Genomic DNA, 26,411 nt, shown 5'->3' with positions numbered 1-26,411 from the left:
CTGCCTGGTCGTACGCGTCGCCGTCTTCGTATCAGGTCTGGTAGTCGATCAGCAGCGCGGTGAAGGAGGTCTTGCTGCTGGATGCCGTCGTACTGGTCCCGCTCGCGCTATAGGCACTCGAGGACGAGGCCTCGAGCGATTGCTTCAGCGAGTCCAGGAACTGCTTCATGATATCGGAGATACTGGTCGCACTGTTCGTATCATCGGTGCTGTCGGTACTATCGGCGCTATCCGACGGCGGAGGGCCGCCGGGGGGTGGACCGCCGGCACCCTTTGGGCCTCCTGCCCCACCCGGGCCGCCATCGGCGAAGGCCGACTGGAACACGCCCTGCAATTCGGTGGCCTGGTCGGAGGTCAGCTTGCCGCTGGACACCTGGGCACTGATGAGATCGTCGATCTTCGATTTCATCTCGTCCGGCGACGGCCGGCTGCCGCTGCTCTGGCTCGAACGGTCGGCCTGCAGCGACGAGTCGATATCGGTTAAAGCAGAGGACAGCGCATCCTGATCGCCGCTGCTGATCTTTCCGGAGGAAAGCTCGGCCTGCAGCTCCTGCTGCAGTTTTTGAAGGGGGGATTGGTAGGAACTGCTGGACGCAGCCGAGATAGAGGTCATGATCTGCTCCAAGGTGCTTGCTTAGTGCTCGCAACATGCGGTTAACCTTCTTAACGAGGTCTTGTTATCGCCTTGCTGACATGTTGCGGGTTGTTGCGCCCCAGCCACCAGCAATAGTCCGAAACAAAAAACTTCTGCAGCCCGCGCCGATCCCGGCCAAAAGAGTTCGCATGGCAAACGTACCGAACATCCTGGTCGTAGAAGACGACCGCGAAACCCGTACGCTGATCGCGAAGTATCTGCGTACCAATTCCTGCAACGTCACCACAGCTGCCGACGGGCGCGAGATGGAAAAGGTGATGGCCGACACCCGTGTCGACCTGCTGATCCTCGACGTGATGCTGCCCGGCGAAGACGGCCTCAGCCTGTGCCGCAAGGTGCGCGCCGAGTCGCAACTGCCGATCATCATGCTGACCGCGCGCGGCGAAGACGTGGACCGCATTCTCGGCCTCGAAATGGGCGCCGACGACTACCTGCCAAAGCCCTTCAATCCGCGCGAATTGCTGGCACGCATCAATGCGGTGCTCCGCCGACAGGCCACGGCGCTCAATGCGAGCGCTACGCCGAACGCCACGGCGCTGTCATTTGCTGGCTGGCAGATCGATCTGCGCCTGCGCGAATTGCGCAATCCCGAAGGCGCCCGCGTCGCCATGACCTCGGCCGAATTCGATCTGCTGCGCGCCTTTGTCGAGCGCTCCGGCCGCGTGCTGTCGCGCGACAGCCTGCTCGATCTCACGCAGGGCCGCAGCGCCGGATCGTTCGAACGCAGCATCGACGTGCTCGTGAGCCGTATCCGCCGCAAGATCGAGATCGACCCGCAGGACGCGCAAATGATCAAGACCGTGCGTTCGGGCGGCTACATGTTCACGCCGACTGTGGAAGCGGTCGCCACGGCGACGACCAACTAGTTTCATCAGGATGTTCAGCGTCCTCAATCTGCGTCGGATCAGCGGCCAGATCACCGCCCTGGTGGTGATGTCGATCGTAGCTATCCACATCGTTCTCTCGCTGCTGTTCACGCTGATGCGGCCGGACCCGAATGATCAGGAGCGGGATCGTGGCCACGGCGAGTTGATCGCGATCGTTCGCTTGCTGAAGGCGACACCGATCGCCGATCGCCCGGAACTTCTGGTCAATCTGAAAAACGCCTTTCCCAAATTCGATATCCGGCCAGTCCCTCGGGATGCAACGATCACGACCGACAGTGGCCCCGACTATCCGCGTCACAGCTTACGCCGGCTGCTTGGTTCCGACGCGCGACTGCTGACGATCGGTGACTCGCCGGACCGGATCGGGATCACCCTCCCGGACGGCGACATGTTCTCCTTCAGTAGTCTGCCGGAGCGACGACCAGGCTTCTTTCTGGGCGGTCCCTGGGTTCTGACGTTTCTGTTCGTGGTAATCAGCCTGACCCTGCTGGGCCTGTGGGCGGCCCGCATGCTGTCCGCGCCGCTTTCGGCCTTTGCCAAGGCAGCGGAAGAGTTCAGCCTGAACGGCTCGGCTGAGCCCCTGCCCGAGCGCGGCCCCGAAGAAATTCGCTCGGTGGCACGCGCGCTGAACCGGATGCGCGAACGCATCGGCACATTGATCGACGACCGCACCAAGATGCTCGCCGCCATCAGCCATGATTTGCGTACGCCGATCACCCGTCTGCGGCTGCGCTCGGAATTCATCGAGGACGACGGCCATCGCCGTCACATGCTGCGTGACCTCGATCAGATGCGCTCGATGCTCGAAGCGGTGCTATCGTTCCTGCGCAACGACCGCCGGCTGGAAGAGATGACGCTGACGGATATCGCCACAACCCTGCAGCTGATCGCCGACCAGTTTGCCGACATCGGCCATATGGTGACCTACCAGGGCCCGTCCCATGCCATGGCGATGGCAAGACCTGACGATCTGCATCGCGCAGTGACCAACCTGGTCGAGAACGCCGTGAAGTTCGGATCGGAAGCGAATATCTCTCTGACGATGTCCGAGGGCGGCGCCATCATCGACGTCGCCGATGATGGTCCTGGCATTTCGGACGCACAAAAGAGCGCGATGCTGCAGCCCTTCGTGCGCGGCGACGACGCCCGCAACATGGATCATGAAGCTGCCGGCTTCGGTCTCGGCCTGTCGATCGCCCGCGCCGTAACGCTGGCCCATGGCGGCGAATTGACATTGCTGGATCGCCAGCCTCGTGGCCTGATCGTGCGCATCACGCTGCCGGCACGCGATACGGACAGAGCCGCAGCGTAGCGCTCAGTTCGCCTTCACCGCAGGCGCAACGCTGTGGACCGCACCCGGTTTGCGCAGATGGATCGTGGCGATGTCATCGCTATAGATCTTTTCCCAGCCATCGACGCGATCGAGCAGCTTGGTCGCCGCGCTCTGGGTTCGCAGCAAGGTCGCCTCGATGTCGTAGTCCTTCAGCAGCCGGAAAAGATCATCAGGCTCGATCAGACCGCTGGCATTGTTGTGATCGACCATCAGCTTTGTCCCGAACAATTCGGTACGGCCGTCGATGAAGGTCGGTACGCCACGCGCGATCAGATAGCCGCCGAAGTCGTAGTCGTTGAAGACGCGGCTGAGCTTGAGTTTCTGGAGTTCAGTCACGGCCTTTGCAGGCGCAGCCGCCTCGCGCGGCATGTAGCGCTGCATGGACGCCAACACGAATGTGCCTGCGATCAGACAGATCGTAATCCCAGCGAACAACAGGCCGCGCTGCGGCGATACATGATTGGCCTCTGGCCGCTGCGGTCCGCCGATCTGCAAGCCAAGCGGCGTCGCCAGGACCAGCGGCGCCAGCAACGCCAGCACTTCCGCGTTGCGCACATGGCTGAGCGCCATGAACACGAAGCCGATCACGAGCACGATGCGCATCGGCGGCAGCGTGATGCCGCGCCATAGCGCCAGCGCGAACGCCACCAGCACGGTCAGTTCCAGAGGCCCGGCATGATTGAAATTCGCAGGCCGCCACTCGCCGATCAGCGCCAGCGCTTCACCGAGATTGAGAATGCGACGCGACGCCAGCAGCGAGTCCCAGCCGTAAGGAGTCACGCAACTTGCTGCCAGCGCGGCAATGCCGAACAGCGCCCAGCGCAGCAGCAGCGCGCGCTGCATCGTCTTCGGTGCATGCCAGATCGCATCGATCCCGATCGGACCGATCAGCGCCAATCCGAGAATGAAGCCGCCATGCAGGTTGGCCCATAGCGCCATCAGCGGCAGCAGCCAGAACGATGGCACGCTCCTGCGATCCATCGCATTTACGAGGCCGGCGACCCATGCCACCGTCACCGGCATCGCCAGCAGATGCGGCCGCGCGACAACGTGCCCTGCCATCAACGCCAGTGCCGTGGCAACCAGCACTAGCGTTGCTGTGGTCGGCAGCCGTTTGTCGAGAAACCGTGTCAGCATCGCGATGGTCACGGCGACAGCGACAGCGCCAAGCACCACGGGGCCGGTCCAGCCGGCCACACCATAGACCAGCGCATAGAGCACCTGCGCTAGCCACTGCGTGGAGATCCATGGCTGGCCTCGCATCGTGAAGGAATAGATGTCGGTCTGCGGCACCGCGTGGTGATCGAGAATCCACTGCCCCACTGCGATCTGCCAATAGGTGTCGGGATCGTTGAGCAGCGCCTTGCCCGCCGCCAGCAGCAGCGCATAGACCGCAATCCCTGCCCAGAGCGGGAGCAGCCCGTGCATCGTCTTGCGGGTTACGACGGGATGGGTGGCGGACATCGTCATGCTCGGCATGCCCCTGGAAAACCGCAAGAAAAGCGCTGGAATACCGCAGCAAACCACGACAGGGCATAATTTGGGGTAAATATCGGGCCGAACTGGCGAATCTGGCCTACAGAAAGACTCAATTCGAGCCCTCATCTCGGATAATTGAATCGGATGGTTTAGGCCGTCTGAAAGACTGCCTCCGCTACTGGCGGAGAACGAAGTTTTCGAGACCATTCATGAAACGTATTTCTCTATCCCTGGCGACGATTCTGGTTGTTGCCGCGCTTCCGCAACTGGCATCCGCGCAGCAGCGTGCCGACTACGACGCCATGGTTGCCACCCATGCCCAGGCCAATGGCGTGCCCGAGGCGCTGGTACATCGTGTGATCGTGCGCGAAAGCAAGTATCACCCCAATCTGATCGGCCGCGGCGGCACCATCGGCCTGATGCAGATCAAGCTCGCGACCGCCCGCGGCGTTGGCTACACCGGCACTGCCGAAGGCCTCCGCGATCCCAACACCAATCTCACTTATGCGGTGAAATATCTCGCTGGCGCCTACCGCGCCGCGGACGGGAATCACAACCGCGCGGTGTCCTACTATGCCGGCGGCTACTACTATGCCGCGAAGCGCCAGCGCCGTGACATTTCCGCGCCGCCGCATCAGCCGATCTTCGCCAAGGATGCCGAGCGCCTGCACCTGCAGAACACGGCCAATGCCAACGCGCAGGCTCCAAAGCCCTAATTGTGCGTGATCAGGTGGAATCCCGGGGAATTCCTGGGGCGCGTTGACACGCCCATCCATAGGTTTACATTAGAGTCGTTCCGAGGGGGGCTCCGACGAGGAGCTGAGATACCGCAAGCTTGCACTTTTCCGGTTCCGGAAGAGACGCGCGAGACCGCGGTGACCCTTTGAACCTGATCCGGGTCATGCCGGCGAAGGGACAGGGATGTTTCAGACTACGCAATCTCCGCGCGGGGACTCTCCCGTGGCGGGTCAATCGATATCAGTCATTGGCGCTGGCATTGCCGGCGCTTGGCAAGCGTTGATGCTGGCCAAGGCGGGCCACGCCGTGACGCTGCATGAGCGCAGCGACCAGGGTATGCGCGACGCCACCAGCCATTGGGCCGGCGGCATGCTGGCGCCCTGGTGCGAAGCCGAGGTCTCCGAGCCCGTCGTCTCCCGCCTGGGCTTGCGCGCACTCGATCTGTGGCGCGAGGAACTCCCCGACACACCGTTCAATGGCTCGCTGGTCGTTGCGCATGCGCGCGACCGCGCCGATTTCGAGCGCTTCGCGAAAATGACCTCCGGCCATACGCGGCTCGATGCGGCAGGCGTCGCCGAGATCGAGCCCTCGCTCGAAGGCCGGTTTCGTGACGGGCTGTTCTATCCCGGCGAAGGCCATGTGGAGCCGCGCCGCGTGCTCCCGCAACTCCATGCGCGGATCACCACCGCCGGCGGCATCATCAAATACAACAGCGAGCAGCAGCCGAAAGATCTCGACGGCCTGGTAATCGACTGCCGCGGGCTTGCGGCACGTGATGATGCCAGCACGCCGAAGCTGCGCGGCGTCAAAGGCGAAATCATCATCGTCGAGACCGACGAGGTGCAGCTCTCGCGCCCCATCCGCCTGATGCATCCGCGCTGGCCGCTTTACGTGATCCCGCGCGCGAACAATCGCTTCATGCTCGGCGCCACCTCGATCGAGGGCGAAGACACCGGCGTCAGCGTTCGCTCCGCGCTCGAACTGCTCGGCGCCGCCTATGCGGTGCATCCGGCCTTTGCCGAAGCGCGCATTCTCGAATTCGGCTCGGGACTTCGTCCGGCCTTTCCCGACAACCTGCCGCGCATTGCGATCGACAAGAACATGATTGCGGTGAACGGCCTCTATCGCCACGGCTTCCTGCTGGCGCCTGCGCTGGCGGAGCTGACGCTCAACTATATCAAGCGTGGCGAGATCGACAATGAGGTGATGCAATGCAAGTGATCGTCAATGGCGAGCACCGCGAGATCGAGGCGTCGCATGTCGGCGCGCTGCTGCAGGAACTGGACTATGAAGGCACGCATTGCGCCATTGCGCTGAATTTCGACGTGGTGCCACGCAGCGCCTGGGCGCAGACGCCACTGAAGGCCGGCGACGAAATCGAGATCATTACGCCACGGCAGGGAGGCTGATTCCTGATGGTGAGTTTTTACGGCAAGGAATTCAAATCCCGCCTGCTGATCGGCAGCGCGCTCTATCCGTCGCCCGCGATCATGCAGGACGCGATCCGCGCCTCCGGCGCCGGCATCGTCACCGTGTCGCTGCGGCGTGAATCCGCCGGCGGCAAGACTGGTGATGCGTTCTGGTCGCTGATTAGAGAGCTCGACGTTACCGTACTGCCGAACACCGCGGGCTGCCGCAGCGTGCGCGAAGCGGTAACGACCGCAAAGCTCGCGCGCGAATTGTTCGGCACGTCCTGGATCAAGCTTGAAGTGATCGCCGACAACGACACGCTGCAGCCAGATGTGGTCGGCCTCGTCGAAGCCGCCGATATCCTGATCAAGGACGGCTTTGAGGTGTTCCCCTATTGCACCGAGGACTTGAGCGTCGCGATGCGTCTGGTGGATGCCGGCTGCAAGGTGGTGATGCCCTGGGCCGCGCCAATCGGCTCGGCACGCGGCATCATCAATGCCGACGCCTTGAGGCTGATGCGCGACCGCCTGCCCGATATCACGCTGGTGGTTGATGCCGGCCTCGGCGCGCCATCGCATGCCGCCGAGGCGCTCGAGCTCGGCTATGACGCCGTACTGCTCAACACCGCTATCGCCAAGGCGGCCGATCCCGTTGCCATGGCCAACGCCTTCCGCCTCGCCGTCGAGGCCGGCCGCACCGGCTATGAGGCGGGCCTGATGGGCGCACGCGACTTCGCTTCTCCTTCCACTCCAGTCATCGGGACACCGTTCTGGCATGCCGTATCCTGACCGTTTCTATCCCGTCGTCGACACCGTAGCCTGGGTGAAGCGCCTCACGCAGCTGGGCGTCGGCACCGTGCAGCTTCGCGCCAAGGATCTTGACGACGCAGCGGCGACGACGCTGTTTCGCGAGGCGCTGGCCATCACGAGCGACACGAAAACGAAGCTTGTGGTCAACGACTACTGGCGCGTCGCCATCGACCTCAAGGCGCAGCATCTGCATCTCGGCCAGGAAGATCTCGCCGAGGCCGATATTGCCGCGATCCGCAAGGCCGGCATCACGCTCGGCCTCTCCACGCATGACGAGGACGAACTCGAAACCGCATTGCGCGCCAATCCGGATTACGTCGCGCTCGGCCCGATCTTCTTCACAACGTTGAAGTCCATGCGCTTCGCGCCGCAGGGCATTCCGAAAATCTCGGTCTGGAAGAAGCGCATCGGCACCCTGCCGCTGGTGGCGATCGGCGGCATCAAGTTCGAACAGTCCGCAGAGATCTTTGCCGCCGGCGCGGATTCCATTGCCGTCGTCAGCGACGTCACCCAACACGCAGACCCGGACGCCCGCGTCCATCAATGGCTTGGCGCATCCGCCAAAGCCGCCTGACATTTCAAGAACGACAACGGAGGATTAGTCCATGAACATCCGCTCCAATCCCGACACCACCCTGCCCGCCGTCACCACCGGCAACCTGCCCTCGTCACGCAAGATCTACGCGATCCCGGAGAGCGCGCCCGATCTTCGCGTGCCGCTGCGTGAGATCATTCTGAGCGAAGGCGCCGGCGAGCCGAACCTGCCGGTCTATGACACGTCGGGTCCCTATACCGATCCGGACGTGCTGATCGACGTCAATAACGGCCTGTCCCGCGCGCGTCTCGATTGGGTCAAGGAGCGCGGCGGCGTCGAGGAATATCAGGGCCGCGAGATCAAGCCGGAAGATAACGGCAATGTCGGCGCAGCCCATGCTGCGAAGTCATTCAAGGCCTATCACAAGCCGCTGCGCGGCACCGGCGATGCCATGATCACGCAATATGAATTCGCCCGCGCCGGCATCATTACCAAGGAAATGATCTACGTCGCCGAGCGCGAGAATCTCGGCCGCAAGGTCCAGCTGGACCGCGCCGAGGCCGCGCGTGCCGACGGCGAGAGCTTCGGTGCCGAAGTGCCGCTGTTCGTCACGTCGGAATTCGTGCGCTCGGAAATCGCGCGCGGCCGCGCGATTATCCCCTGCAATATCAACCACGCCGAGCTGGAGCCGATGATCATCGGCCGCAACTTCCTCACCAAGATCAATGCCAATATTGGCAACTCCGCCGTGACCTCGTCGGTCGAGGAAGAAGTCGACAAGATGGTGTGGGCGATCCGCTGGGGCGCCGATACCGTGATGGACCTCTCGACGGGCCGCAACATCCACACCACCCGCGAATGGATCCTGCGCAATGCGCCGATCCCGATCGGCACCGTGCCGATCTATCAGGCGCTGGAGAAGTGCGACGGCGATCCGGTCAAGCTGACCTGGGAACTCTACAAGGACACGCTGATCGAGCAGTGCGAACAGGGCGTCGATTACTTCACCATCCATGCCGGCGTTCGGCTGGCCTACATCCATCTCACCGCCAACCGCGTCACCGGCATCGTCTCGCGCGGCGGCTCCATCATGGCCAAGTGGTGCCTCGCGCATCACAAGGAGAGCTTCCTCTACACCCACTTCGAAGAAATCTGCGACATCATGCGCAAGTATGACGTGTCGTTCTCGCTCGGCGACGGCCTCCGTCCCGGCTCGATCGCCGATGCCAATGACCGCGCGCAATTCGCCGAACTGGAGACGCTCGGTGAGCTCACCAAGGTGGCATGGGCGAAGGGCTGCCAGGTGATGATCGAAGGCCCCGGCCATGTGCCGCTGCACAAGATCAAGATCAACATGGACAAGCAGCTCAAGGAATGCGGCGAAGCGCCGTTCTACACCTTGGGGCCGCTGACCACCGACATCGCGCCGGGCTACGACCACATCACCTCGGGCATCGGCGCCGCCATGATCGGCTGGTTCGGCTGTTCGATGCTCTGCTACGTGACGCCGAAGGAGCATCTCGGCCTGCCCAACCGCGACGACGTCAAGGTCGGCGTCATCACCTACAAGATCGCGGCGCACGCCTCCGATCTCGCCAAGGGCCACCCCGCCGCGCAGCTCCGCGACGACGCGCTGTCACGCGCCCGTTTCGATTTCCGCTGGCAGGACCAGTTCAATCTCGGCCTCGATCCGGAAACCGCCGTCGCCTATCATGACGAGACGCTGCCGAAGGACGCCCACAAGGTCGCGCATTTCTGCTCGATGTGCGGACCGAAGTTCTGCTCGATGAAGATCACGCAGGACGTCCGCGACTATGCAGCAACCCTCGGCGACAACGAAAAGGCCGCGCTGAACCTCGGCGGCACAGCGACGATGGGCATGTCGATGAGTGGCGTGATCGAGGACGGCATGGCCAGCATGAGCCAAAAGTTCAAGGACATGGGCCAGCAGGTCTATGTACAGGCGCAAGCGGTGAAGGACAGCAACAAGGCGCTGTAAAACGGAGCATTTGAGCTATCGACGGATACGGCGCCGATATTAGAAAGCGTCGTATTCGTCTTGGTTGTATAGAGTATCTTACTCGCCTAGATTGGCGGAGGCCGACTTTGCGAGAAATATTTTATGACTGGAATCCTAGAGCCATTTACCGTTGCTACAAGCTACGAGTTGATAAAAATTGCGAAAAGGGAAGGTTGGCTCAAGCAATTGATCGACTTGGCTCGTAGAAAAAATCACGCACTGCTTCTCGGTTCAACGGGAGCAGGAAAAACTCAGTTTCTACGATCAACCAATGAGATAATTTCACCTGCAATCTCGCCAGCCGCGCGAACCGAGTTTGCGACCGTTGGACGCTTCGAGATCAACGATTCATTGTTCGACTTGATAGACACTCCGGGGCAACTAGAACACCGCCCAAGAAGGGATGCAGAAACAAAAGAGGCCATCAAACAAAAGCTACATGGAATTATAAACTTTGTTTCTTACGGATTTCACGAGTACGGCGTTCCACTTCAAGACGTAATTTCTGGCGAACAGGTTAAACCTGAGTATCTACAGGAGCATCAAAAACGAGAGATTGATCTAATAGCGGAGTGGGCACCGCTAATGTCGACCGAGTGGGTTCTTACTGTCGTCACAAAAGCGGATATCTGGTGGGACTCGCGCGAGACAGTCGCGCAACACTACCAAGGAGGAGCTTATCAGAAGCGTCTGGCTCGGCTCTTCCCGAACGCTCACCACATTGTGCGCCCCTACTCTTCAATTTCTTCGCGCTTTTATGGGACGATTCCAGGCTCTGGGAGCTTTGACGATTCAGTTCGTTCAGCTTGCCGAGCGGAAGTCTTTCGAGTTCTCGCCGAAGCAGCAAAAGCCGGTACGAAAAGAAAATGAATCTAAATGAATTAACAGAGCGCGAAGACGAAATCCGCGAAAATTACGGATCTAGTGTGTACGCGAGTGTACTCTCTCTGGCTCGTCTGACTCGACGGATTGAAAAGCTCGCGACTTTTAATTTTCTGCTGTTGATATTTCAGCTCGCCACTCTGCCATTTCAGTTTCTACAACTGAGAGGGCTTTATCCTCCATTTTCGCAAACAGAGCTGCTGTTTCTATCAAGCATTTTTTTCTATATGAGCCTAATCGCTCTTTTTATGTACGAACGATCGAGAAAGCTTGGAGACACGATCTTCAACGAAGTTAGCGACGAACTACAGTGGAATCTCATCAATGAAAGATCTGAATTTTCGCCACATGAGAGACGTGGGCGCCCTCAACTTACAATAAGAATTGCGCTTCGAAATTTTATAGCAGGCACAGACTTGCCCTTGGTAGCAGGGCGACAGGGGGCTGCTATCTATCTTACGTTTAACTTTATACTTTGGGCAGCACAGTTTGCCGGACTAATATACGGAAAGAACTCACTATACTAGCACGCCAAGTTGGATGAGTAAGACGAAGCTTCGCTATAGAAGGTTCTGCGACATAGCGTCATACGCGATCTACTCTGGCTGCGCTCGCATCACTCCCGTATCTTCGCCGCCATTACGAAGCGTGCCGCTGCTTGGCGTCGGAGACCTGATCGATGATTTCTTTTCGCGCACTCGCTGCTGCCGCCAGCGCGGCGCTCACGCTGACATCCATCACCGGCGCCGCCGCCGCGACCCAAACCGCCACCGCCACCGCCACCGAAAAGCTCAACGCCTATGTCGGCTGCGTCAACAGTCTTTCCGAGCGCACGCTGGACTCGCGGACGCGCCACTTCAGCTGGGCGCCCAAATCCGCCGCGACCGGCAAGGAGCGCATCGTCTACGGGCTCTACAAGATCTCCGCAGCAGTGTGATAACATCCATCACTGAACGACGACACGATCGGTGGAGGCCAGAACCATGCATCACCTTACGCCTCTCTCTGGAATCGTCGGCGGTGCGCTGATCGGGCTCGCTGCCTCCATGCTGATGCTGCTGACCGGACGCATCGCCGGGATCAGCGGCATTTTCGGGGGGCTACTCCAACCCGGTGCCGGCGATCGCGGCTGGCGCATCGCCTTCGTCGCCGGACTTCTGGCAGCGCCCCTGCTCGCTTCGCTTTCGGGCACACCATTGCCAGCACCAGCGATGCCGGCGAGCCTGATCGTCATCGTTATCGCCGGGCTTCTGGTCGGTTTCGGCAGCCGCATGGGCGGCGGCTGCACATCCGGCCATGGCGTATGCGGTATCGCACGCCTGTCAGCACGTTCAATCGTCGCCACAGCGATCTTCATGGCCGCAGCGATCGCCACGGTCGCCGTCGTGCGTCACGGTATCGGAGGCTGATGCAATGTTACTTGTTTTCGTCAGCTTTGCTTGCGGCCTGGTGTTCGGCATCGGCCTCCTGATCTCGGGCATGACGGACACCGGGAAAGTACTCGGCTTCCTCGATATCTTCGGGGCTTGGGACGCGACGCTGGCTTTCGTGATGGCCGGCGCAGTCGCGGTCACCGGTCTTGGCTTCGCACTGGCGCGGCGGCGCGGCACACCTGTCCTTGCCGCAAAGAACCTGTGGCCGACACGCAGGGACGTCGACACGCCGCTCGTTATCGGGGCCACGCTGTTCGGGATCGGCTGGGGCCTCGTGGGGCTCTGTCCTGGCCCAGCGCTGATCAACCTCGCGGGGCTAGGCCTTCCCGTGATTGTGTTCGTCGTGGCAATGGCACTGGGCATGCTCGGTCACGGCGCATGGAGCACACGTCGCACGCTCATGCGACAGATCGGGAAAGCGTAGATTGGGTAACGGCCTGAACCAATCGTCACCTTGAAAGCGACCAATAACAGTACCCGCGGCATGGCGTCATAAGCGGCGATCACTGGCTGCGCTCGCACCACTCCCCTATCCTCACTGACATCACAAGGCATGCCCGCCCTGTGCGCTTATCGACATGCCGGGTTCCAGGGCGCCAGGGCAGACAAAGCGACTTTCTTTGTTGCAAAATCCTGGCGGCACACCCAATGGTACCCATTGATTAACCTTTCGTTAACCAATCGCGCCCAACCTGCCGCAACGCAACGGCTGGGGGCTGTTCGTTCTCGATGTTGTTGCTTCGCGCAACGAAGCAGGCGTTGATCGGGAGATACCCATGATCCAGGAATCCCTTTACGAGTCCCTTGGTCGCCCGCGTGACGATTCGCCGGCTGAAATGGACATGTTTGCGCCCTCGTCAGATCCCAGCGAGGTCGTGACGATGCTGATCGGCGCGACTGTTCATGAGGTGGAACGCGAGCTGATGCTGCAGACGCTGGCGCGCTGCGACGGTAATCGCACCCATGCCGCCCGCGTACTTGGCGTCTCCGTCCGGACCATGCGCAACAAGATCAGGCAGTATTCGGCCGATGGCGCGGCCGTGCCGGCGCATGCACATGGATAGCTGATAGCACTATTGCAGGAGCGTGCTGGCATCCAGCACCCATGTGGAGCCCTGCAACCGGCCTTCGGTCTGCATCTCGACATCGACCAGATGCGCCTTCGGCTCAAAGCCGCGAATTCTGACAGTGAGCGGCCTGGTGAATTGCCATGCCGCGCGCGCCTGCAGCAGGCCATCCTGATACGACGCCAGAGCTTTTGAATCGCCGGCTTTCTTCAGTGCCTGCCATCGCGCCAGCTTCGCGCGATCCTCGAACCAGATCGAATCCGGTTTCACCTGCATGGACGCCCCTAGGCTTATCTCGCCGGCATGCGTTGCGCTCGTGAGGGCCAACAAAGTCAGCAGCGCCAGATATGATTTCATATGTCGTTACCCGTTGCCCTGATGAGAGCGTAAGTCGCCGCGAATCCCGTTCCGGTTCGACAGGGCTCGGCAATTCGCGGGCGCACCTTGCGTAGACCTGCTACGCTGCCTCGTCACACATGAGCGCGAGGCCTGATCATGCCCATCCAGCACTTCCCGCCCCCTCCCGGAATCAAGGCGCCGCCGCTGTCCTATGCGGCGCGGGTCGGCGATCTCCTGTTCGTCTCCGGCATTCCCGGCTTCGACGCCAATGGCCAGTTGCCGGAACAATTCGAGGCGCAGTTCGGATTTGTGGTGCGCACGATCAAACGGGTGCTGAAGGATGCCGGCACCGACATCTCGCACCTCGTCAAGGTCAACGTTCTGCTGACGCGTGCGTCCGACGTGGCTCCCATGAATGCTCTGTATGCCGAAGCCTTCGGACCACCGCCCTATCCGGCGCGCACCACCTGCGTGGTTCAAGCGCTGCCCAATCCGGCGATGCTGATCGAGATCGAGTGTGTGGCTTCGCTACCGTGAGGGCGCTCATCGGCCGGCCATCGCATCCTTCACCGTCTCGCTGACGAAATCGGCGGCGCGGCGGAACGCGGTGTCAGTATCGCCGCGGAAGGTGACGGCGCGACGCATCACCAGCTGCTCGCGCTCGACATCGAACAACTGCACCTCGCCCCATTGCACCAGCGTGCTCATCTTGCGGATGCCGCCATAGACCAGGTAACGCGCGCCGTCGCGCCGCGCTGCGGCGACCAGATCGTCGGGTGCCATACTGACGGCAGTGCAGGCGGACTGCGGACAGGCCGGACGCACCACGCGATAGTCGCGCTGCGCCAGCCCGTCGCGCAGCAGTGCAGCGAAGACGGTCATGCGGTCGCGATGCTGCGCGGACTGGTCGGCCTCCTCGCCGGACGTGTCGCTATAATCGAAATCAGCCACCGCGACGGCGAGCTGTCCGGCAGCCGCGGCCGGCGCCGGTGCTCCCAGCAGCGCTACAGCGCCGCACAGCAACCACAGGACCTGTCCTCTCCGCATGTCCGCCTCCCTGATCTTCTGTTCGTCGCCACGCCAAACTGGCGCGAGTGCCAGCAGGTCAAGCGACAACCGATGCTAGTCCGCATGTGGTGAAGCGCAACCGGCAATGTCTGTGGTGGCATGGCAGCAGCGGCGAATTGAAGCCGTCATCCATCCCCTGTTAAAAGCGGCCGGACAGAATCAATACGGAGTGTGAGGCGTGGCAAAAGATACGATCAGCCAAACCGGATTACGCGGCCCCCGCGGCGAACCGGGGCTTCCCGGACCGCAGGGCCATCCCGGCCGTCCGGGACCGGAAGGCGCGCAGGGCAAGCCGGGCCTGGCCGGCAAAGCCGGCGCCAATGGCAAGCCGGGGCCGCAAGGCAAGCGCGGCGAAGCCGGGCCGCAGGGCAAGGCTGGCGTCAATGGAAAGGCTGGCGCCGACGGCAAGCCTGGTCCGATTGGACCGCAGGGCAAGGCCGGGCCGCAGGGACCACGGGGTGAACAGGGCCTTCAGGGCAAGCCCGGCGTGCAGGGTGAACCCGGGCCGCGCGGCGAGCAGGGTCCTCCCGGCACGCTGCCGACCCTCGAGCAGATCATGCCATGGCTGCACATGGTGTTCGATGCCTGGGAAGACCACCGCCAGATGCGCGCACGCGAAGCGCAGGAGCGCGAGGAAGCCCTGCGGCTTGAGCAGCAGCAGGAAGTCGTCGAGCGCGTCGCTGCGCTGATCGAAGCCGACACCACAGCAGCCGACGAGCCGGCTGACGACAATGACGGCGAGAAGAAAAAGAAGAAGCGCAAACACAAGAACAAGGACGACTGACGCATCGTCATTGAAGCGGCACGGACATGGTCCGTGCCGTCCTGCCCTCGCCTACATGGTCCGCTGCGGCGCGGTCTGCAGCAACTCCTGCAATTGCTGTTTGTAGAATTTCGCACCGCCCGTGGTGAGATGACCGCGGGTCTCGGTGCTCGCCGGTATCAGCAGCATCTTCGCATGTTTGATCCGCTTCAGCGCGGCATCCATCAACCCGGTCTCCGGCGGATTGCGCTCGTCATCGGCAGCGTTGATCGCGAGCACGACGGATGTGATTTTCTCCAGACCTGCTGATGGATTGTAGTCGCGCGACGATTCCCACTGATAGATGAAATCATTTGCATCGGCGACAAACGGCGCCCTGAGCCGGTCATCGACATTCTTGTCGGCGGCCTCGCCGGTCGGCGCCAGCATTTGATAGGCCAGCGTGCCGCCGGCTGTTGCGATGCCATACATCACACTGGCAAATTTGATCATGCCAGGCTGGGATGTGTAGTTGCCGGCCTTGTAGTCGGGATCGGCACGCACGGTCTCGATCATCAAGCGCCGCATCATCCAGTTTCGCGCGCTCATCTCGGTCGGTTGCGACGCCATCGGCACCAGGACGTCCATCATATCAGGATATTTCGTGCCCCAGATCCACGCATGCATGCCGCCCATGGAATTGCCGATCACCATGCGCACATTCTTGATGCCGAGCCCTTCGATCAGCAGCCGGTGCTGGGCATCGACCATGTCGTCGTAATTGTACTTCGGAAATGCGGTCTTCATCCCGTCAGAGGGTTTCGACGATTTGCCGTGGCCGAGCGCATCGGGAATGATGATGTAGTATTTTGTGGCATCGAGCGGCTGGCCCGCGCCGAACATCTCGCCCGCAAAAGCTGGCGTCAACATGTTGAGCGCCGAACCGCCAGTGCCATGCAGCACCAACACCGGCTGGCCGCTCGGCTCACCCACCGTCGTGTAATGCAGCTTCAACTCCGGCATCACATGGCCGGTATGAAACTTGAAATCCTTCGCGATCCAGTCGCCCTGTTTCGGCGCCGGATAATCGGCGGCGAACGCGGTCATGGCAGCAAGCCAAGCACATGTCACGACGGCAGCAGCGCACAATGCGTGCATAGAACGGCTGGGCATCGTCATCCTCCCCGGCGCAGCCATTTGATCGGGCCGCTTGACACAGATGCTAGCATGGCGACGCAGTCTAGGAGACCAACAGATCGATACTGCAGCGCAGCGATCCCCAGCTCGTCGCTCCGGGTATAATTTTTGGGCAGGCGTCGCCGCCATAGCTCGGGCTTAATCATCGCAAGAATCCGAGTCGTCCCGTGCGGCACCCGGCGTCCGCGCGTGATGCAACACCGATGTGAGGTTCGCATGCGGGGATTGATTCAAGTGGTGCTGCTGGCAGCCCTCACCGTGATTGCGACGACCGCTCACGCCATCGATCGCGGCCAGTTCAACGATGTGCCCGACGATATCCGGAACTGGTTCAAAAGCGTGATCAGCCCTAATGGCGTGCCGTGTTGCGATATCTCCGACGGCCATCGCACCGAATATGACGTCCGCAACGGCGCCTATTGGGTGCCGATCGAAGGCATATGGACGGAGGTGCCGACGCGCGCCGTGATCCGCGATCGCGGCAACCCCGTCGGCGAAGCCGTCGTCTGGTATGTGCGCCATCGCGGCGAGATCATCATCAGCTGTTTCGTTCCAGCTGACGCCGTGTGATGACGATCACGAAACGGTGCCAGGGTGCGGCCTTGCAATCCACAGGCAATCGGGCCCAATTTGAGGCTAATTCTGCGCGCGGCGCGTTAGGTCATTCTGGCCTCGCCGTCACCTCGCCGCGGGCACTACAGGATGAAGAGAGACTGATATGACGGAAGTGACCTATGTGATCGTCGAGCATGATGGCGGTTGGGCCTATAAGGTTGGCGCCGTCTTCTCCGAACCGTATGCGACGCACGCACTCGCCACCGCAGCCGCCAAGCGCGCCGCGGCCGAGCAGAGGGTGCCGGGACGCACCGAGGTGATTGCCTATGAGGACGAAAAAGGGCAGTGGCACGAGGAAACGGCCTCGGGCAGTGATCGTCCCAACACCCACATCATCGACAAGGCCTGATCGCGAAGACAGGTGAATGATCCAACTGACGTCAACGCGTCCAATGGCGCCGGCATTCCGTATCTCGCCATGCCGGAGAAGTTGTTGCTCATCACGACCGCCTGGGCGCCCTTCGCACGCGAACTCATCATCGCCAGCGGCGTCATTGAAATTGCAGCGCTTGCACTCGTGACACGCACGCGGTTGCGTTGGTGGGCCCGCGTCATCAATTGGCCCGGGCCACACAAAGACGCCACAGACTCATAGCGAACGGGCCAAATCAGCAAGCAGCATTCGTTAGGGAGTCACATGGTGACTCCGGCGTCGGTTGCGGTGCTGTCTGCGCGACTTTTCCGCAAGGCGCCACCATGCTAGTTTTGCGTTTTCAAATCATATCGGGAGAGCAGACGTGACCGACGTCGCAGCAGACGAACTCCGCACCATTTATCCAACGCCGCATCCGCGCGTGATCGCCAAGGCGCGGCCGACGCTCGACATGCATTCCAGCAAGTTCATCTCGCTGTCCCCGTTCTGCGTGCTGGCCTCGTCGGGCCCGGATGGCACCGTCGACGCCTCGCCGCGTGGTGGCGGCGTCGGCTTCGTTCGGATTGCCTCGCCGACCGAGCTGCAGATGCCGGATCGTCCTGGCAACAATCGCATCGATACGTTCCAGAATCTGATGGCCGGCAGCGGCCATGTGCAGCTGATCTTCTTCGTTCCGGGCATCGACGACACCTTGCGTGTCAGTGGCGTCGCCAGGCTGATTAAAGATCCGGAACTGATGGCGTCGATGGAAGAGTTCGGCAAGCTCCCGCGCGCAGTGTTGAGCATCACCGTGACCGAAGCCTATTTTCATTGCGGCAAGGCACTGATGCGTTCGAAGCTGTGGTCGCCTGAGGTGCAGGTGAAGCGCTCGGTGATGCCGAGCATCTCCGAAATGGTTCACGACCAGACGAAACTCGGTGAACCGATGACCCAGGAACAGATCGACGTCGCCTATCGCCAGCAGTTGTAGCTCGTCAGCCTCGTCCGGATCCAAAAGGAGCGCCGGCAGCCGCGGCCATCCACGCACAACCTCTATTTGAAATTATCACCTAAGGTTGTATAATCACGACGCTTGGGGAGAGCGTTGTGCGTGGCGTTGCGTTGATCCAGTTGATGACGGTCGCGGGCCTCATCCTAGGCGGCTGCGTGCGTGATCCATTCGTGACGGAACGGGACGAAACCTATGCCGGCGAATGGTTGATCCCGCACCAGATCGACCGCATTACCGGGGCCGAACTACCGAGCGCCTATGTCTTTGCCGAAGCATCAAACAGCAATGTGGATTTTCCACGCGTCTCGTCATTGCTGCTGACATGCATCGATGGCGCGCCGCTGATCCGCTTCGCCTTTGATTTCAAGATCGGCAGCAACCGCAACACGGTGCTCGGCTATCGCTTCGATGGAAAACCTGGTCACGACGACGTTGGCTCGCGGGTCGTGCGGGGAAACCAGATCATCGTCATCGAAGACAAGGCGGAAATCGCAACCTTCGTCAGCGAGCTTGCCGGCGCGAAGACACTCTATGTCCGGATCAGGTCGATCAACGGCGGCCGGACAGCCGTCGAATATCCGCTGGAGGGATCGACTGCGGCGATCCGTGCGGCATTCGCGAAATGCGATATGCCGAAACCGCCCCTGCCGGAACAGGGGCGGACGACATTGTCCGGCGTCTATTGAGCCGCCACAAACGATCCAGGCTCAGAACTCGCTCTCAAGGCCACCCATGTGCTTCTGGGTGTAGAGATCGATGCCGATCCGCTCGATCAGATCGAGCTGGGTTTCAAGGAAGTCGATGTGACCTTCCTCGTCCTTCATCAGGTTTTCGAACAGATCGCGCGAGACGTAATCCTTGACGCCATGGCAATAGGTGGCGGCTTCTTCATAAAGCGTGCGGGCGCCAATCTCGGCGGCCAGATCGCATTCGATGATTTCCTTGACCGTCTGGCCGATGCGCAACGGATCGAGAACCTGCATGTTCGGGAAGCCGTCCAGGAAGAGAATGCGATCGGTAAAACGATCCGCATGATTCATCTCTTCAATGGATTCCTTGCGCCACATCTTGGCCATGTCGACCAATCCCCAGTGATTCAGGAGCCGGAAGTGCAGCCAATACTGGCTGATCGCTGTGAGCTCACTGCGCAGGCCCTTGTTGAGGAATTCGATGACCTTCGGGTCGCCCTTCATGATGTTCTCCTGTCTGCCGAACCCGTCCGAAACAGGCCCTCATCTAAATTTAGAATCCTTCTAAATCAGATTCAACAACAGGACAACCCTTCTTTGCCCAATTCGGCAAGGGGCGTGAAAAAGCTGGAAAGCTGTAGAATTTATAAGAGCTTAGGCTGCCGCTTCGATCGAGGCAATATCTGCCAGTTCGATATGCGCATGAGTCTCGGTGTGAGACTGCCCATGAGCCGCCGTATGCGGACAGCCGGCACAGCAGGATTTGGCACAAGCGCCCAGCGCTTCGTCCATGATCTTCTTGATCGTCCGTACGCACCGTCCGCACTGGGCGCTGCAGCCGAGGCATCCATAGACCTGCCCCGGCGTACGCGGCGGACGCGCTCCGGCAACGGCACTACGGACATCATGGTCGGAAAAGACGTTGCAGGAACAAACGATCATGAGATGAAGGCGAACTCGCAGGTCAGGACCCCTCTTGGATATGGAAGAGGCCGACCCGATGCAAAAGGAAAACGCCGACTTTGAAGCTATTCCAAACTACTGATCGCATGGAAGAAATTGGAACGAATCTAAAATTCGTCTGAGCGCTCGCAAGCCCGTGATCAGAAGACGGCTAGCCGACAGAATGCCCCTATCCAGCAACCGCCTGCGCCGCGGCATGCCCTTGGGGAGGGTTACGGACCTCCGTCCGGAATGGCTTTAATATCAAGATGTAACCTGGATCGCGCGGTCCCGTTCATTGATCATTCAAGTGAAGTATGAAACTTTTCGCGTCAGGCAGCGCTATGTGTGAGCGAAGCCCGATTGAGAAAGGGAATGCCATGAAGAAAACTCTGATGGCCATTGCCGCCGTTGCCACCCTGGCCGTTTCCGCCATGGCTCCTACATCGGCAAGCGCGCAGCATTGGCGTGGACATGGCGGCGGTGGCGCGGTGGCTGCAGGTCTGATTGGCGGCGCCCTGCTTGGCGGCGCGATCGCTGCCGGCTCGGGATACTATGGTCCCGGCTACGGCTATTACGGCCGTCCTGCCTATGTGGCCGGCCCGGGCTATTACGGCGACTGTTTCTGGCAACGTCAGCGTTTCTGGGACGGCTATGGCTGGCGCATTCGCCGCGTCCGCGTGTGCGGCTGAGATCGCGGGATCATGTGATCTCTGAGATCACTGTGATCTCCTGTCACGCATCGGAAACCTACGACATTTCCAGTGCGTGATGCTTGCAATGGCCCGAAAAAACCGCTTTTTCGGATCACTGACTGGCTAACGTTTACATCGAATTGACGGATGGGCGCTTCTAAGTGAGACCGCAGTTCGAATCGCAGCGTGAGTAGACCTTAAACCGTGCGTCGCTTGCGGCGCCCTTCTGGAGAGACTTGAGATGAAGAAGACGATTTCCGCCTTGCTCGCCGCCGCGACGGTTGCCGGTTCGCTGGTTGCTGTTGCGCCTGCCGCAAAGGCTGACGGTGGCCGCATCGCCGCTGGCGTTGCCGGTGGCCTGATCGGTGGCGCTCTCCTCGGTGGCGCCATCGCAGCCAGCCGTCCGGCTCCGGCCTATGGCTACGGCTACGCCCCCGCTCCGGTGTATGTCGAACCGGAATGCCGTGTCGTCCGCCAGCGCGTCTGGGACGAATATCGCGGTGTCTGGCGTTCGCGCCCGGTCGAAGTTTGCGATTGATCTGATCTGAAGGCCGCGCATTCGTGCGGCCTCTCAAATTCAAAACCCGGCCGTTTACGCGGCCGGGTTTTTCGTTGAGTGATCAGATTTCGGGCGGCTTTGATCTCGAACTATCTCGCGTTCATCGCGCGCAACACCGTCTCGCTGGGCCAGCAATCGACCTTGAGGCCCGCTGACTTCTGATAGGCGCCGAGCGCGGCGCGCGTCTTCATGCCGGCCTTGCCGTCCATCTTGTCGGCATAGAGACCAAGCTTCGTCAGGTGCCGCTGCATGGCCTCGACATCGGTGCTGCGCAACTGGTTCGATGCCGACCACGGCGTTGCAAAGGGCTGCGCATTGGCCATTCGATCACTGAGATGGCCGACGAACAGCACATAGAGATCGGAGAAATTGTATTCCTTGATGACGAAATAGTTCTTCGTCGTCAGGAAGGCCGGGCCATAGATGCCCTCTGGCTGCAGCAGCGATGCCGGCTGCGCCTGCTCCGCCGCGCTGAGCTTCTCGCCACGGACCGGAATGAAGCCGGCACGAATCCACTCCCCAATCGGCCGGGTGACCTCTGGCACACCCATCGTACAGTCGGCATTGGCCGGCGCACGCACTTCATAGGCCCAGCGCAGACCGCGCTGCCAACCCTTGTTGGTGAGTTGCTGCGCCGCTGATGCCAGCGCATCCGGCACCGACTTCCAGATATCGACACGGCCGTCGCCGTCGAAATCGACGCCGTGTTTATCCAGTTCCGACGGCAGGAATTGCGTGAGCCCCGTCGCGCCGCCCCAGGACACGCGCAGATCCTTGCGCGATACGTCGCCGCGCTCGATCAGCTTCAATGCCGCGATGAACTCGCCGCGATACTGGTCTTTGCGGCGACCGACATAGGCTTGCGTCGCCAGCACGCGAATGCCGTCATAGGGCAACGCATACCGACCGTAATCCGTCTCGCGCCCCCAGATCGCCAGAATGATTGTCGCCGGCACGCCGAAGCGCTGCTCGATGGCGGTGAGTGTCGCGCGGTGTTTCTGCAACAGCCGCTGCCCCTCGCCCGCCAGCCGGATGACGCTGGCCTCCTTCACATAATCCGCAGGCACCTGCACGAATTCTGCCTGCGACGGCGCACCGGTGGCAGGACGGCCGGGCAGAATGAGATCCGGAAGCTTGTAGTCCGGCTCCAGCCCGCGTGTGGCCTCATCGAAGGTTTTACGCGAGACGCCAGCCTGTTGGGCTTCGGGCCAGAGCGAAGCAATGAAGGTGGTGAAGCCGGCGTCAGGTGCAGCAAACGAATGAACCGGAATGATCACCAGGCACAGGACAACGACGACTGAGAGCGGTCGCAGTGTCGTCCACATGCCCGGCTTCATCTTCAATGCGCGTGGCCTCCATGGCCGTGCTTGCCGTGACCATTCTCTGGCGGATGCGAAGCAACTCCGTTCGAGAGCTTGTCGACATAGGCAATGCCGACGGCCGAGAGAATGAACACTATGTGGATGATGGTCTGCCACATCACGCCGGTCTCTGTGTAGTTCGTCGTGCGCGCGCTGGTGCTGCCCAGATTGCCGGCCTCGATGAAGGTGCGCAGCAGATGGATCGACGAGATGCCGATGATCGCCATCGCCAGCTTGATCTTCAGCACGCTCGCATTGACGTGGCTGAGCCATTCCGGCTCGTCCGGATGGCCGTTCAGATTAAGCCGCGACACGAAGGTCTCGTAACCGCCGACGATCACCATCACCAGCAGGTTGGAAATCATCACAACGTCGATCAGACCCAGCACGACCAGCATGATCTGCTGTTCGCTGAAGTCGAACGAGTGCGCGATGAGATGCCAGAGCTCCTTGAGGAACAACACGACATAGACGCACTGCGCCACGATCAGGCCGATATAGAGCGGCAGCTGCAGCCAGCGCGAGCCAAAAATCAGCGCAGGAATCGGTCGCATCGCCCCGCCTTTTCCTCTGGGTGGCAATGGCGTTTCTGGCGTCATGGACATGGGGGCTCGCTATGGGTCGAATCGGAATGCAATGGAAGCGCCGATCTTATAGCGGCGCGTACTGGACGCGATGATGTCGTGAATGCGCGGCAACTGGCCGCATCAGCTATTTGACAGCGACGATGAAGATCCGCGGAAATTTCAGCAGAACCTTGCCATCCGCCTGCGGCAAATAGCTCGCGGCGATGCGCGCGGTATACTCAGCGATGTAAGCCTTGCGTTCCGGCGGCTCGAGCGGGTCGACGAACGGACGCAAGCCCGTTCCCTTCACCCATTCCACGATGGCGGCGGCATCGGCGAGCGCATGATTGTAGACGGTGTGCCAGATCTCGACGCGTGAACACAGTGGCTGCAGCGCATCGTAATAGGCCCCGGGTTTCGGCAATGAGTCACGCAGCTCCGCAGCCTTCGAGAGCTGCGCGCGCCACGGCTCGAGATAGGCGACCTCGCGCATCAGGATATGCGAGGGCTCGTCGAGATTGTCCGGCATTTGTACGGCCAGCACGCCTCCATCAGGCAAGGCACCGACCAGACGCTTCAGCTGCTTGATGTGATCCGGCACCCACTGAAACACGGCATTGGCAAACAAGACATCGGAGCCGGCCGGCGCTACCCAATGGGCGATATTGGCCTCGATGAACGTCTGCGCGGGCAGACGTTCCCGTGCCTGTCGCAGCATATCGGCCGACGTATCGACACCGATGACCGATGCGTCGGGCCAGCGATTGACCAGAAGCTCCGTCGAGTTGCCAGGCCCGCAGCCGATGTCGACGACCTTGCGGGCATCGAGAAGCGGAATCTGCGCGAGCAGATCCCGTGCCGGCCTGGTTCGCTCATCCTCGAACTTCAGATACTGCTGCGCGCTCCAGTCGGCCATTTTAGAGTTCTCCTCAGCGCGTCAGTTTCTTGTATTTCACGCGATGCGGGATGATCGAATCCTGCCCGAGACGACGCATCTTGTCCTTCTCGTAGTCCTGGAAGTTGCCTTCAAACCATTCGACATGGCTGTCGCCTTCGAAAGCGAGCATATGGGTCGCGATACGGTCGAGGAACCAGCGGTCATGGCTGATGATCACGGCGCAACCGGCGAAGTCTTCCAGCGCCTCTTCCAGCGCACGTAGCGTGTCGACGTCGAGGTCGTTGGTCGGTTCGTCGAGCAGTAACACGTTGGCGCCGGACTTCAGCATCTTGGCGAGATGCACGCGGTTGCGTTCACCGCCGGACAATGCGCCGACCTTCTTCTGCTGATCGCCGCCCTTGAAGTTGAACGACGAGCAGTAGCCGCGCGAATTGACTTCCTTCTTGCCGAGCAGGATCAGTTCGTTATTGCCCGAGATTTCCTCCCATACGGTCTTCTTGCCGTCGAGCGCATCGCGCGACTGATCGACATAACCGAGATGAACGGTCTCACCGACGGTGATCGTGCCGCTATCGGGCTTCTCCTGGCCGGTGATCATCTTGAAGAGCGTCGTCTTGCCGGCGCCGTTGGCGCCGATGACGCCGACGATACCGCCGGGCGGCAGCTTGAAGGTCAGATCGTCGATCAGCACGCGATCGCCATAGGCCTTGGTGAGACCTTCGAAGTCGACCACGTTGTCACCGAGACGCTCGGCCACCGGAATGGTGATCTGCGCACCTTGGGTCTGCTTCTCGCTGGCCTTCTTGAGCAGCTCGTCATAACGCTGGTAGCGCGCCTTCGATTTGGCCTGACGGGCCTTGGGCGACGAAGCGATCCACTCCTGCTCACGTTCCAATGTCTTCTGGTGGGCTGCGTCTTCGCGGCCTTCCTGCGCCAGGCGCTTCTGCTTCTGCACCAGCCAGGACGAGTAGTTGCCCTCGTAGGGAATACCGCGGCCGCGATCGAGTTCGAGAATCCACGACGTTACGTTGTCGAGGAAATAGCGGTCATGGGTCACGATCAGGATCGCGCCGGGATAGTTGCGCAGATGGCCTTCCAGCCATGAGACGGACTCGGCGTCGAGATGGTTGGTCGGTTCGTCGAGCAGCAGCAGTTCGGGTGCATCAAGCAGCAGCTTGCAGAGCGCAACGCGGCGACGTTCGCCACCGGAGAGCTTGGTGACGTCGGCATCGTCAGGCGGACAACGCAGCGCGTCCATCGCCTGGTCGACCTTGCTGTCGAGATCCCAAAGGCCTTGCGCCTCGATCTCGTCCTGCAGCTTGGTCATCTCGTCGGCGGTCTCTTCCGAGTAGTTCATCGCCAGCTCGTTGTAGCGATCGAGAACAGCCTTCTGCTTGGCGACGCCAAGCATGACGTTCTCGCGGACGTTCAAAGAGGCATCGAGCTGCGGCTCCTGTTCGAGGTAGCCGACGCGAGCCCCCTGCGCGACCCAGGCCTCGCCGGTGTATTCCTTGTCGAGGCCCGCCATGATTTTGAGCAGCGTCGACTTACCGGCGCCGTTGACACCGAGCACGCCGATCTTGGCGTCCGGATAGAACGACAAATGGACGTTATCCAGCACCTTGCGGGTCGGATAGGCCTTGGTCAGACCCTGCATGAAGTAGACGAATTGGCGAGCCATCGTGATCCTTGAAAACCGTCGCGGGCGTGAAAAATGGGTTGTCGCTGATGTAGCGGCGTGGCCCCGAAAGGGCAACCGGGGGTCTTAAGGATTTGGTAACTCTGCACTTCTTCGAGGCAGCCATTATGACAATTAAAACCGCTTTTTAACGACTTCCGCCAAGAGTGCTCCCAGGGCGATCAATCATGCCCCTCGCGACTGAAGTCGCGGGCAGACAGGCGGAGCCTCGTCATGGCGATCATTACATCAGTCCCCTCTCCAGCCGCCGCCGAAACCCGCGCGGCGCGCCCAGGCCTACTCCACGAAATCCGGACGTTCTGGCAGCTGTTCTTCGTCGCCGCATTCGACCCCTACCGGCCCGAGCAGCACTACATGCGCGGCCCCGGCCCCGCCTGTCGCGCCAAGGATCCGTCCGCGCCGGTCCCGCCCTCACATTAAGCTGATCGC

General features: G+C 61.0%; 35 protein-coding genes and 1 riboswitch. Of the genes, 24 read left to right on the top strand and 11 right to left on the bottom strand.

Annotated elements, in window-relative coordinates:
- Window positions 1-31 precede the first annotated feature (31 nt).
- Entirely contained in the window at window positions 32-613 is a 582-nt protein-coding gene (locus RSO67_RS26735; RefSeq protein ID WP_315841301.1) for a hypothetical protein, read from the bottom strand.
- A gap of 170 nt (window positions 614-783) precedes the next feature.
- Between RSO67_RS26735 and RSO67_RS26730 the strand changes: the two genes are divergently transcribed.
- Window positions 784-1,521, top strand: coding sequence for a response regulator (locus RSO67_RS26730; protein WP_089267366.1), 738 nt, complete (start codon window positions 784-786; stop codon window positions 1,519-1,521).
- A gap of 10 nt (window positions 1,522-1,531) precedes the next feature.
- Complete coding sequence (locus RSO67_RS26725) at window positions 1,532-2,854, top strand: ATP-binding protein (protein WP_315841300.1); 1,323 nt, start codon at window positions 1,532-1,534, stop codon at window positions 2,852-2,854.
- Between the two features lie 3 nt (window positions 2,855-2,857).
- Here RSO67_RS26725 and RSO67_RS26720 read toward each other — a convergent pair whose 3' ends face one another.
- The gene (locus tag RSO67_RS26720; protein WP_315841299.1) at window positions 2,858-4,345 is read right to left on the bottom strand and encodes a hypothetical protein; all 1,488 of its coding nucleotides are present in this window, start codon (window positions 4,343-4,345) and stop codon (window positions 2,858-2,860) included.
- A gap of 218 nt (window positions 4,346-4,563) precedes the next feature.
- On the opposite strand from RSO67_RS26720, the gene RSO67_RS26715 reads away from it, so the two are divergent.
- The 12 genes from RSO67_RS26715 to RSO67_RS26660 all read left to right on the top strand — a co-directional run bounded on the left by RSO67_RS26715 (window position 4,564) and on the right by RSO67_RS26660 (window position 13,245).
- Window positions 4,564-5,070 (top strand): lytic transglycosylase domain-containing protein, encoded by a 507-nt coding sequence (locus RSO67_RS26715; protein ID WP_315841298.1) that lies wholly within the window; start codon window positions 4,564-4,566, stop codon window positions 5,068-5,070.
- Window positions 5,071-5,143: 73 nt separating this feature from the next.
- Window positions 5,144-5,288, top strand: a riboswitch (TPP riboswitch).
- Window positions 5,276-6,313: an FAD-dependent oxidoreductase gene (locus RSO67_RS26710; protein WP_315841297.1), complete on the top strand. Its 1,038-nt coding sequence runs from the start codon at window positions 5,276-5,278 to the stop codon at window positions 6,311-6,313. It overlaps the preceding riboswitch by 13 nt.
- Window positions 6,304-6,501: a sulfur carrier protein ThiS gene (gene thiS / locus RSO67_RS26705; RefSeq protein WP_068732274.1), complete on the top strand. Its 198-nt coding sequence runs from the start codon at window positions 6,304-6,306 to the stop codon at window positions 6,499-6,501. The genes RSO67_RS26710 and thiS overlap by 10 nt, the downstream gene beginning before the upstream one ends.
- A gap of 6 nt (window positions 6,502-6,507) precedes the next feature.
- Window positions 6,508-7,290: a thiazole synthase gene (locus RSO67_RS26700; RefSeq protein WP_315841296.1), complete on the top strand. Its 783-nt coding sequence runs from the start codon at window positions 6,508-6,510 to the stop codon at window positions 7,288-7,290.
- Window positions 7,277-7,885: a thiamine phosphate synthase gene (locus RSO67_RS26695; protein WP_315841295.1), complete on the top strand. Its 609-nt coding sequence runs from the start codon at window positions 7,277-7,279 to the stop codon at window positions 7,883-7,885. Before RSO67_RS26700 ends, RSO67_RS26695 begins: the two co-directional genes overlap by 14 nt.
- A 31-nt stretch (window positions 7,886-7,916) precedes the next feature.
- Window positions 7,917-9,845, top strand: coding sequence for a phosphomethylpyrimidine synthase ThiC (gene thiC, locus RSO67_RS26690; RefSeq protein WP_315841294.1), 1,929 nt, complete (start codon window positions 7,917-7,919; stop codon window positions 9,843-9,845).
- A gap of 123 nt (window positions 9,846-9,968) precedes the next feature.
- Complete coding sequence (locus RSO67_RS26685) at window positions 9,969-10,736, top strand: GTPase domain-containing protein (protein WP_315841293.1); 768 nt, start codon at window positions 9,969-9,971, stop codon at window positions 10,734-10,736.
- Window positions 10,733-11,275: a hypothetical protein gene (locus tag RSO67_RS26680; protein ID WP_315841292.1), complete on the top strand. Its 543-nt coding sequence runs from the start codon at window positions 10,733-10,735 to the stop codon at window positions 11,273-11,275. Before RSO67_RS26685 ends, RSO67_RS26680 begins: the two co-directional genes overlap by 4 nt.
- A gap of 152 nt (window positions 11,276-11,427) precedes the next feature.
- On the top strand, window positions 11,428-11,685 hold the full coding sequence (locus RSO67_RS26675; RefSeq protein ID WP_315841291.1) for a DUF3829 domain-containing protein: 258 nt from the start codon (window positions 11,428-11,430) through the stop codon (window positions 11,683-11,685).
- Window positions 11,686-11,731: 46 nt separating this feature from the next.
- Window positions 11,732-12,157 carry a YeeE/YedE family protein gene (locus RSO67_RS26670; protein ID WP_120289016.1) on the top strand — a complete coding sequence of 142 codons (426 nt, stop codon included), beginning with the start codon at window positions 11,732-11,734 and terminating at the stop codon, window positions 12,155-12,157.
- Between the two features lie 4 nt (window positions 12,158-12,161).
- The gene (locus tag RSO67_RS26665) at window positions 12,162-12,605 is read left to right on the top strand and encodes a DUF6691 family protein (RefSeq protein ID WP_315841290.1); all 444 of its coding nucleotides are present in this window, start codon (window positions 12,162-12,164) and stop codon (window positions 12,603-12,605) included.
- Window positions 12,606-13,017: 412 nt separating this feature from the next.
- Window positions 13,018-13,245, top strand: coding sequence for a helix-turn-helix domain-containing protein (locus RSO67_RS26660; protein WP_315844372.1), 228 nt, complete (start codon window positions 13,018-13,020; stop codon window positions 13,243-13,245).
- Between the two features lie 9 nt (window positions 13,246-13,254).
- Here the strand turns inward: RSO67_RS26660 and RSO67_RS26655 are convergent, their stop codons facing one another.
- Entirely contained in the window at window positions 13,255-13,524 is a 270-nt protein-coding gene (locus tag RSO67_RS26655) for a hypothetical protein (protein ID WP_315841289.1), read from the bottom strand.
- A gap of 219 nt (window positions 13,525-13,743) precedes the next feature.
- Between RSO67_RS26655 and RSO67_RS26650 the strand changes: the two genes are divergently transcribed.
- Entirely contained in the window at window positions 13,744-14,124 is a 381-nt protein-coding gene (locus tag RSO67_RS26650) for a RidA family protein (protein ID WP_093760584.1), read from the top strand.
- 6 nt (window positions 14,125-14,130) lie between these two features.
- Here the strand turns inward: RSO67_RS26650 and RSO67_RS26645 are convergent, their stop codons facing one another.
- Entirely contained in the window at window positions 14,131-14,634 is a 504-nt protein-coding gene (locus RSO67_RS26645; protein ID WP_315841288.1) for a DUF2380 domain-containing protein, read from the bottom strand.
- A gap of 199 nt (window positions 14,635-14,833) precedes the next feature.
- Between RSO67_RS26645 and RSO67_RS26640 the strand changes: the two genes are divergently transcribed.
- Window positions 14,834-15,439: a collagen-like protein gene (locus RSO67_RS26640; RefSeq protein ID WP_315841287.1), complete on the top strand. Its 606-nt coding sequence runs from the start codon at window positions 14,834-14,836 to the stop codon at window positions 15,437-15,439.
- Between the two features lie 51 nt (window positions 15,440-15,490).
- On the opposite strand, the gene RSO67_RS26635 is transcribed toward RSO67_RS26640, so the two are convergent.
- Entirely contained in the window at window positions 15,491-16,555 is a 1,065-nt protein-coding gene (locus RSO67_RS26635) for an alpha/beta fold hydrolase (RefSeq protein WP_410001920.1), read from the bottom strand.
- 255 nt (window positions 16,556-16,810) lie between these two features.
- Here RSO67_RS26635 and RSO67_RS26630 point away from each other — a divergent pair, with 255 nt between their 5' ends.
- The 5 genes from RSO67_RS26630 to RSO67_RS26610 all read left to right on the top strand — a co-directional run bounded on the left by RSO67_RS26630 (window position 16,811) and on the right by RSO67_RS26610 (window position 19,259).
- The gene (locus RSO67_RS26630) at window positions 16,811-17,164 is read left to right on the top strand and encodes a hypothetical protein (RefSeq protein WP_315841285.1); all 354 of its coding nucleotides are present in this window, start codon (window positions 16,811-16,813) and stop codon (window positions 17,162-17,164) included.
- A 148-nt stretch (window positions 17,165-17,312) separates the two neighbouring features.
- Entirely contained in the window at window positions 17,313-17,558 is a 246-nt protein-coding gene (locus RSO67_RS26625) for a DUF2188 domain-containing protein (protein ID WP_068732250.1), read from the top strand.
- Window positions 17,559-17,570: 12 nt separating this feature from the next.
- On the top strand, window positions 17,571-17,804 hold the full coding sequence (locus tag RSO67_RS26620) for a hypothetical protein (protein ID WP_315841284.1): 234 nt from the start codon (window positions 17,571-17,573) through the stop codon (window positions 17,802-17,804).
- A 142-nt stretch (window positions 17,805-17,946) separates the two neighbouring features.
- A complete protein-coding gene (locus tag RSO67_RS26615; protein WP_068732246.1) occupies window positions 17,947-18,552 on the top strand; it encodes an MSMEG_1061 family FMN-dependent PPOX-type flavoprotein in 606 nt (201 codons plus the stop codon).
- Between the two features lie 116 nt (window positions 18,553-18,668).
- Window positions 18,669-19,259 (top strand): hypothetical protein, encoded by a 591-nt coding sequence (locus tag RSO67_RS26610; RefSeq protein WP_315841283.1) that lies wholly within the window; start codon window positions 18,669-18,671, stop codon window positions 19,257-19,259.
- Window positions 19,260-19,280: 21 nt separating this feature from the next.
- Here the strand turns inward: RSO67_RS26610 and bfr are convergent, their stop codons facing one another.
- Complete coding sequence (gene bfr, locus RSO67_RS26605; protein ID WP_315841282.1) at window positions 19,281-19,766, bottom strand: bacterioferritin; 486 nt, start codon at window positions 19,764-19,766, stop codon at window positions 19,281-19,283.
- A gap of 150 nt (window positions 19,767-19,916) precedes the next feature.
- A complete protein-coding gene (locus tag RSO67_RS26600) occupies window positions 19,917-20,204 on the bottom strand; it encodes a bacterioferritin-associated ferredoxin (protein ID WP_068732239.1) in 288 nt (95 codons plus the stop codon).
- A 380-nt stretch (window positions 20,205-20,584) separates the two neighbouring features.
- On the opposite strand from RSO67_RS26600, the gene RSO67_RS26595 reads away from it, so the two are divergent.
- Both RSO67_RS26595 and RSO67_RS26590 read left to right on the top strand, forming a co-directional pair.
- On the top strand, window positions 20,585-20,896 hold the full coding sequence (locus RSO67_RS26595; protein ID WP_068732237.1) for a hypothetical protein: 312 nt from the start codon (window positions 20,585-20,587) through the stop codon (window positions 20,894-20,896).
- 244 nt (window positions 20,897-21,140) lie between these two features.
- Entirely contained in the window at window positions 21,141-21,437 is a 297-nt protein-coding gene (locus RSO67_RS26590; protein ID WP_068732235.1) for a hypothetical protein, read from the top strand.
- A gap of 110 nt (window positions 21,438-21,547) precedes the next feature.
- Here the strand turns inward: RSO67_RS26590 and RSO67_RS26585 are convergent, their stop codons facing one another.
- The 4 genes from RSO67_RS26585 to ettA form a co-directional block, all read right to left on the bottom strand.
- Window positions 21,548-22,783 carry a lytic murein transglycosylase gene (locus RSO67_RS26585; RefSeq protein ID WP_410001919.1) on the bottom strand — a complete coding sequence of 412 codons (1,236 nt, stop codon included), beginning with the start codon at window positions 22,781-22,783 and terminating at the stop codon, window positions 21,548-21,550.
- A gap of 14 nt (window positions 22,784-22,797) precedes the next feature.
- Complete coding sequence (locus RSO67_RS26580; protein ID WP_315841281.1) at window positions 22,798-23,424, bottom strand: TIGR00645 family protein; 627 nt, start codon at window positions 23,422-23,424, stop codon at window positions 22,798-22,800.
- A 106-nt stretch (window positions 23,425-23,530) separates the two neighbouring features.
- The gene (gene tam / locus RSO67_RS26575) at window positions 23,531-24,301 is read right to left on the bottom strand and encodes a trans-aconitate 2-methyltransferase (RefSeq protein ID WP_315841280.1); all 771 of its coding nucleotides are present in this window, start codon (window positions 24,299-24,301) and stop codon (window positions 23,531-23,533) included.
- 13 nt (window positions 24,302-24,314) lie between these two features.
- Window positions 24,315-25,964, bottom strand: coding sequence for an energy-dependent translational throttle protein EttA (gene ettA / locus RSO67_RS26570; RefSeq protein ID WP_089267386.1), 1,650 nt, complete (start codon window positions 25,962-25,964; stop codon window positions 24,315-24,317).
- 231 nt (window positions 25,965-26,195) lie between these two features.
- Here ettA and RSO67_RS26565 point away from each other — a divergent pair, with 231 nt between their 5' ends.
- The gene (locus RSO67_RS26565) at window positions 26,196-26,402 is read left to right on the top strand and encodes a hypothetical protein (protein ID WP_315841279.1); all 207 of its coding nucleotides are present in this window, start codon (window positions 26,196-26,198) and stop codon (window positions 26,400-26,402) included.
- The last annotated feature ends 9 nt before the right edge of the window (window positions 26,403-26,411 follow it).

The organism is Tardiphaga sp. 709 (genome assembly GCF_032401055.1).
GTDB lineage: Bacteria > Pseudomonadota > Alphaproteobacteria > Rhizobiales > Xanthobacteraceae > Tardiphaga.
Note: the sequence above shows the minus strand (reverse complement) of the source record. Positions and strands in the feature narration are given on the sequence as shown.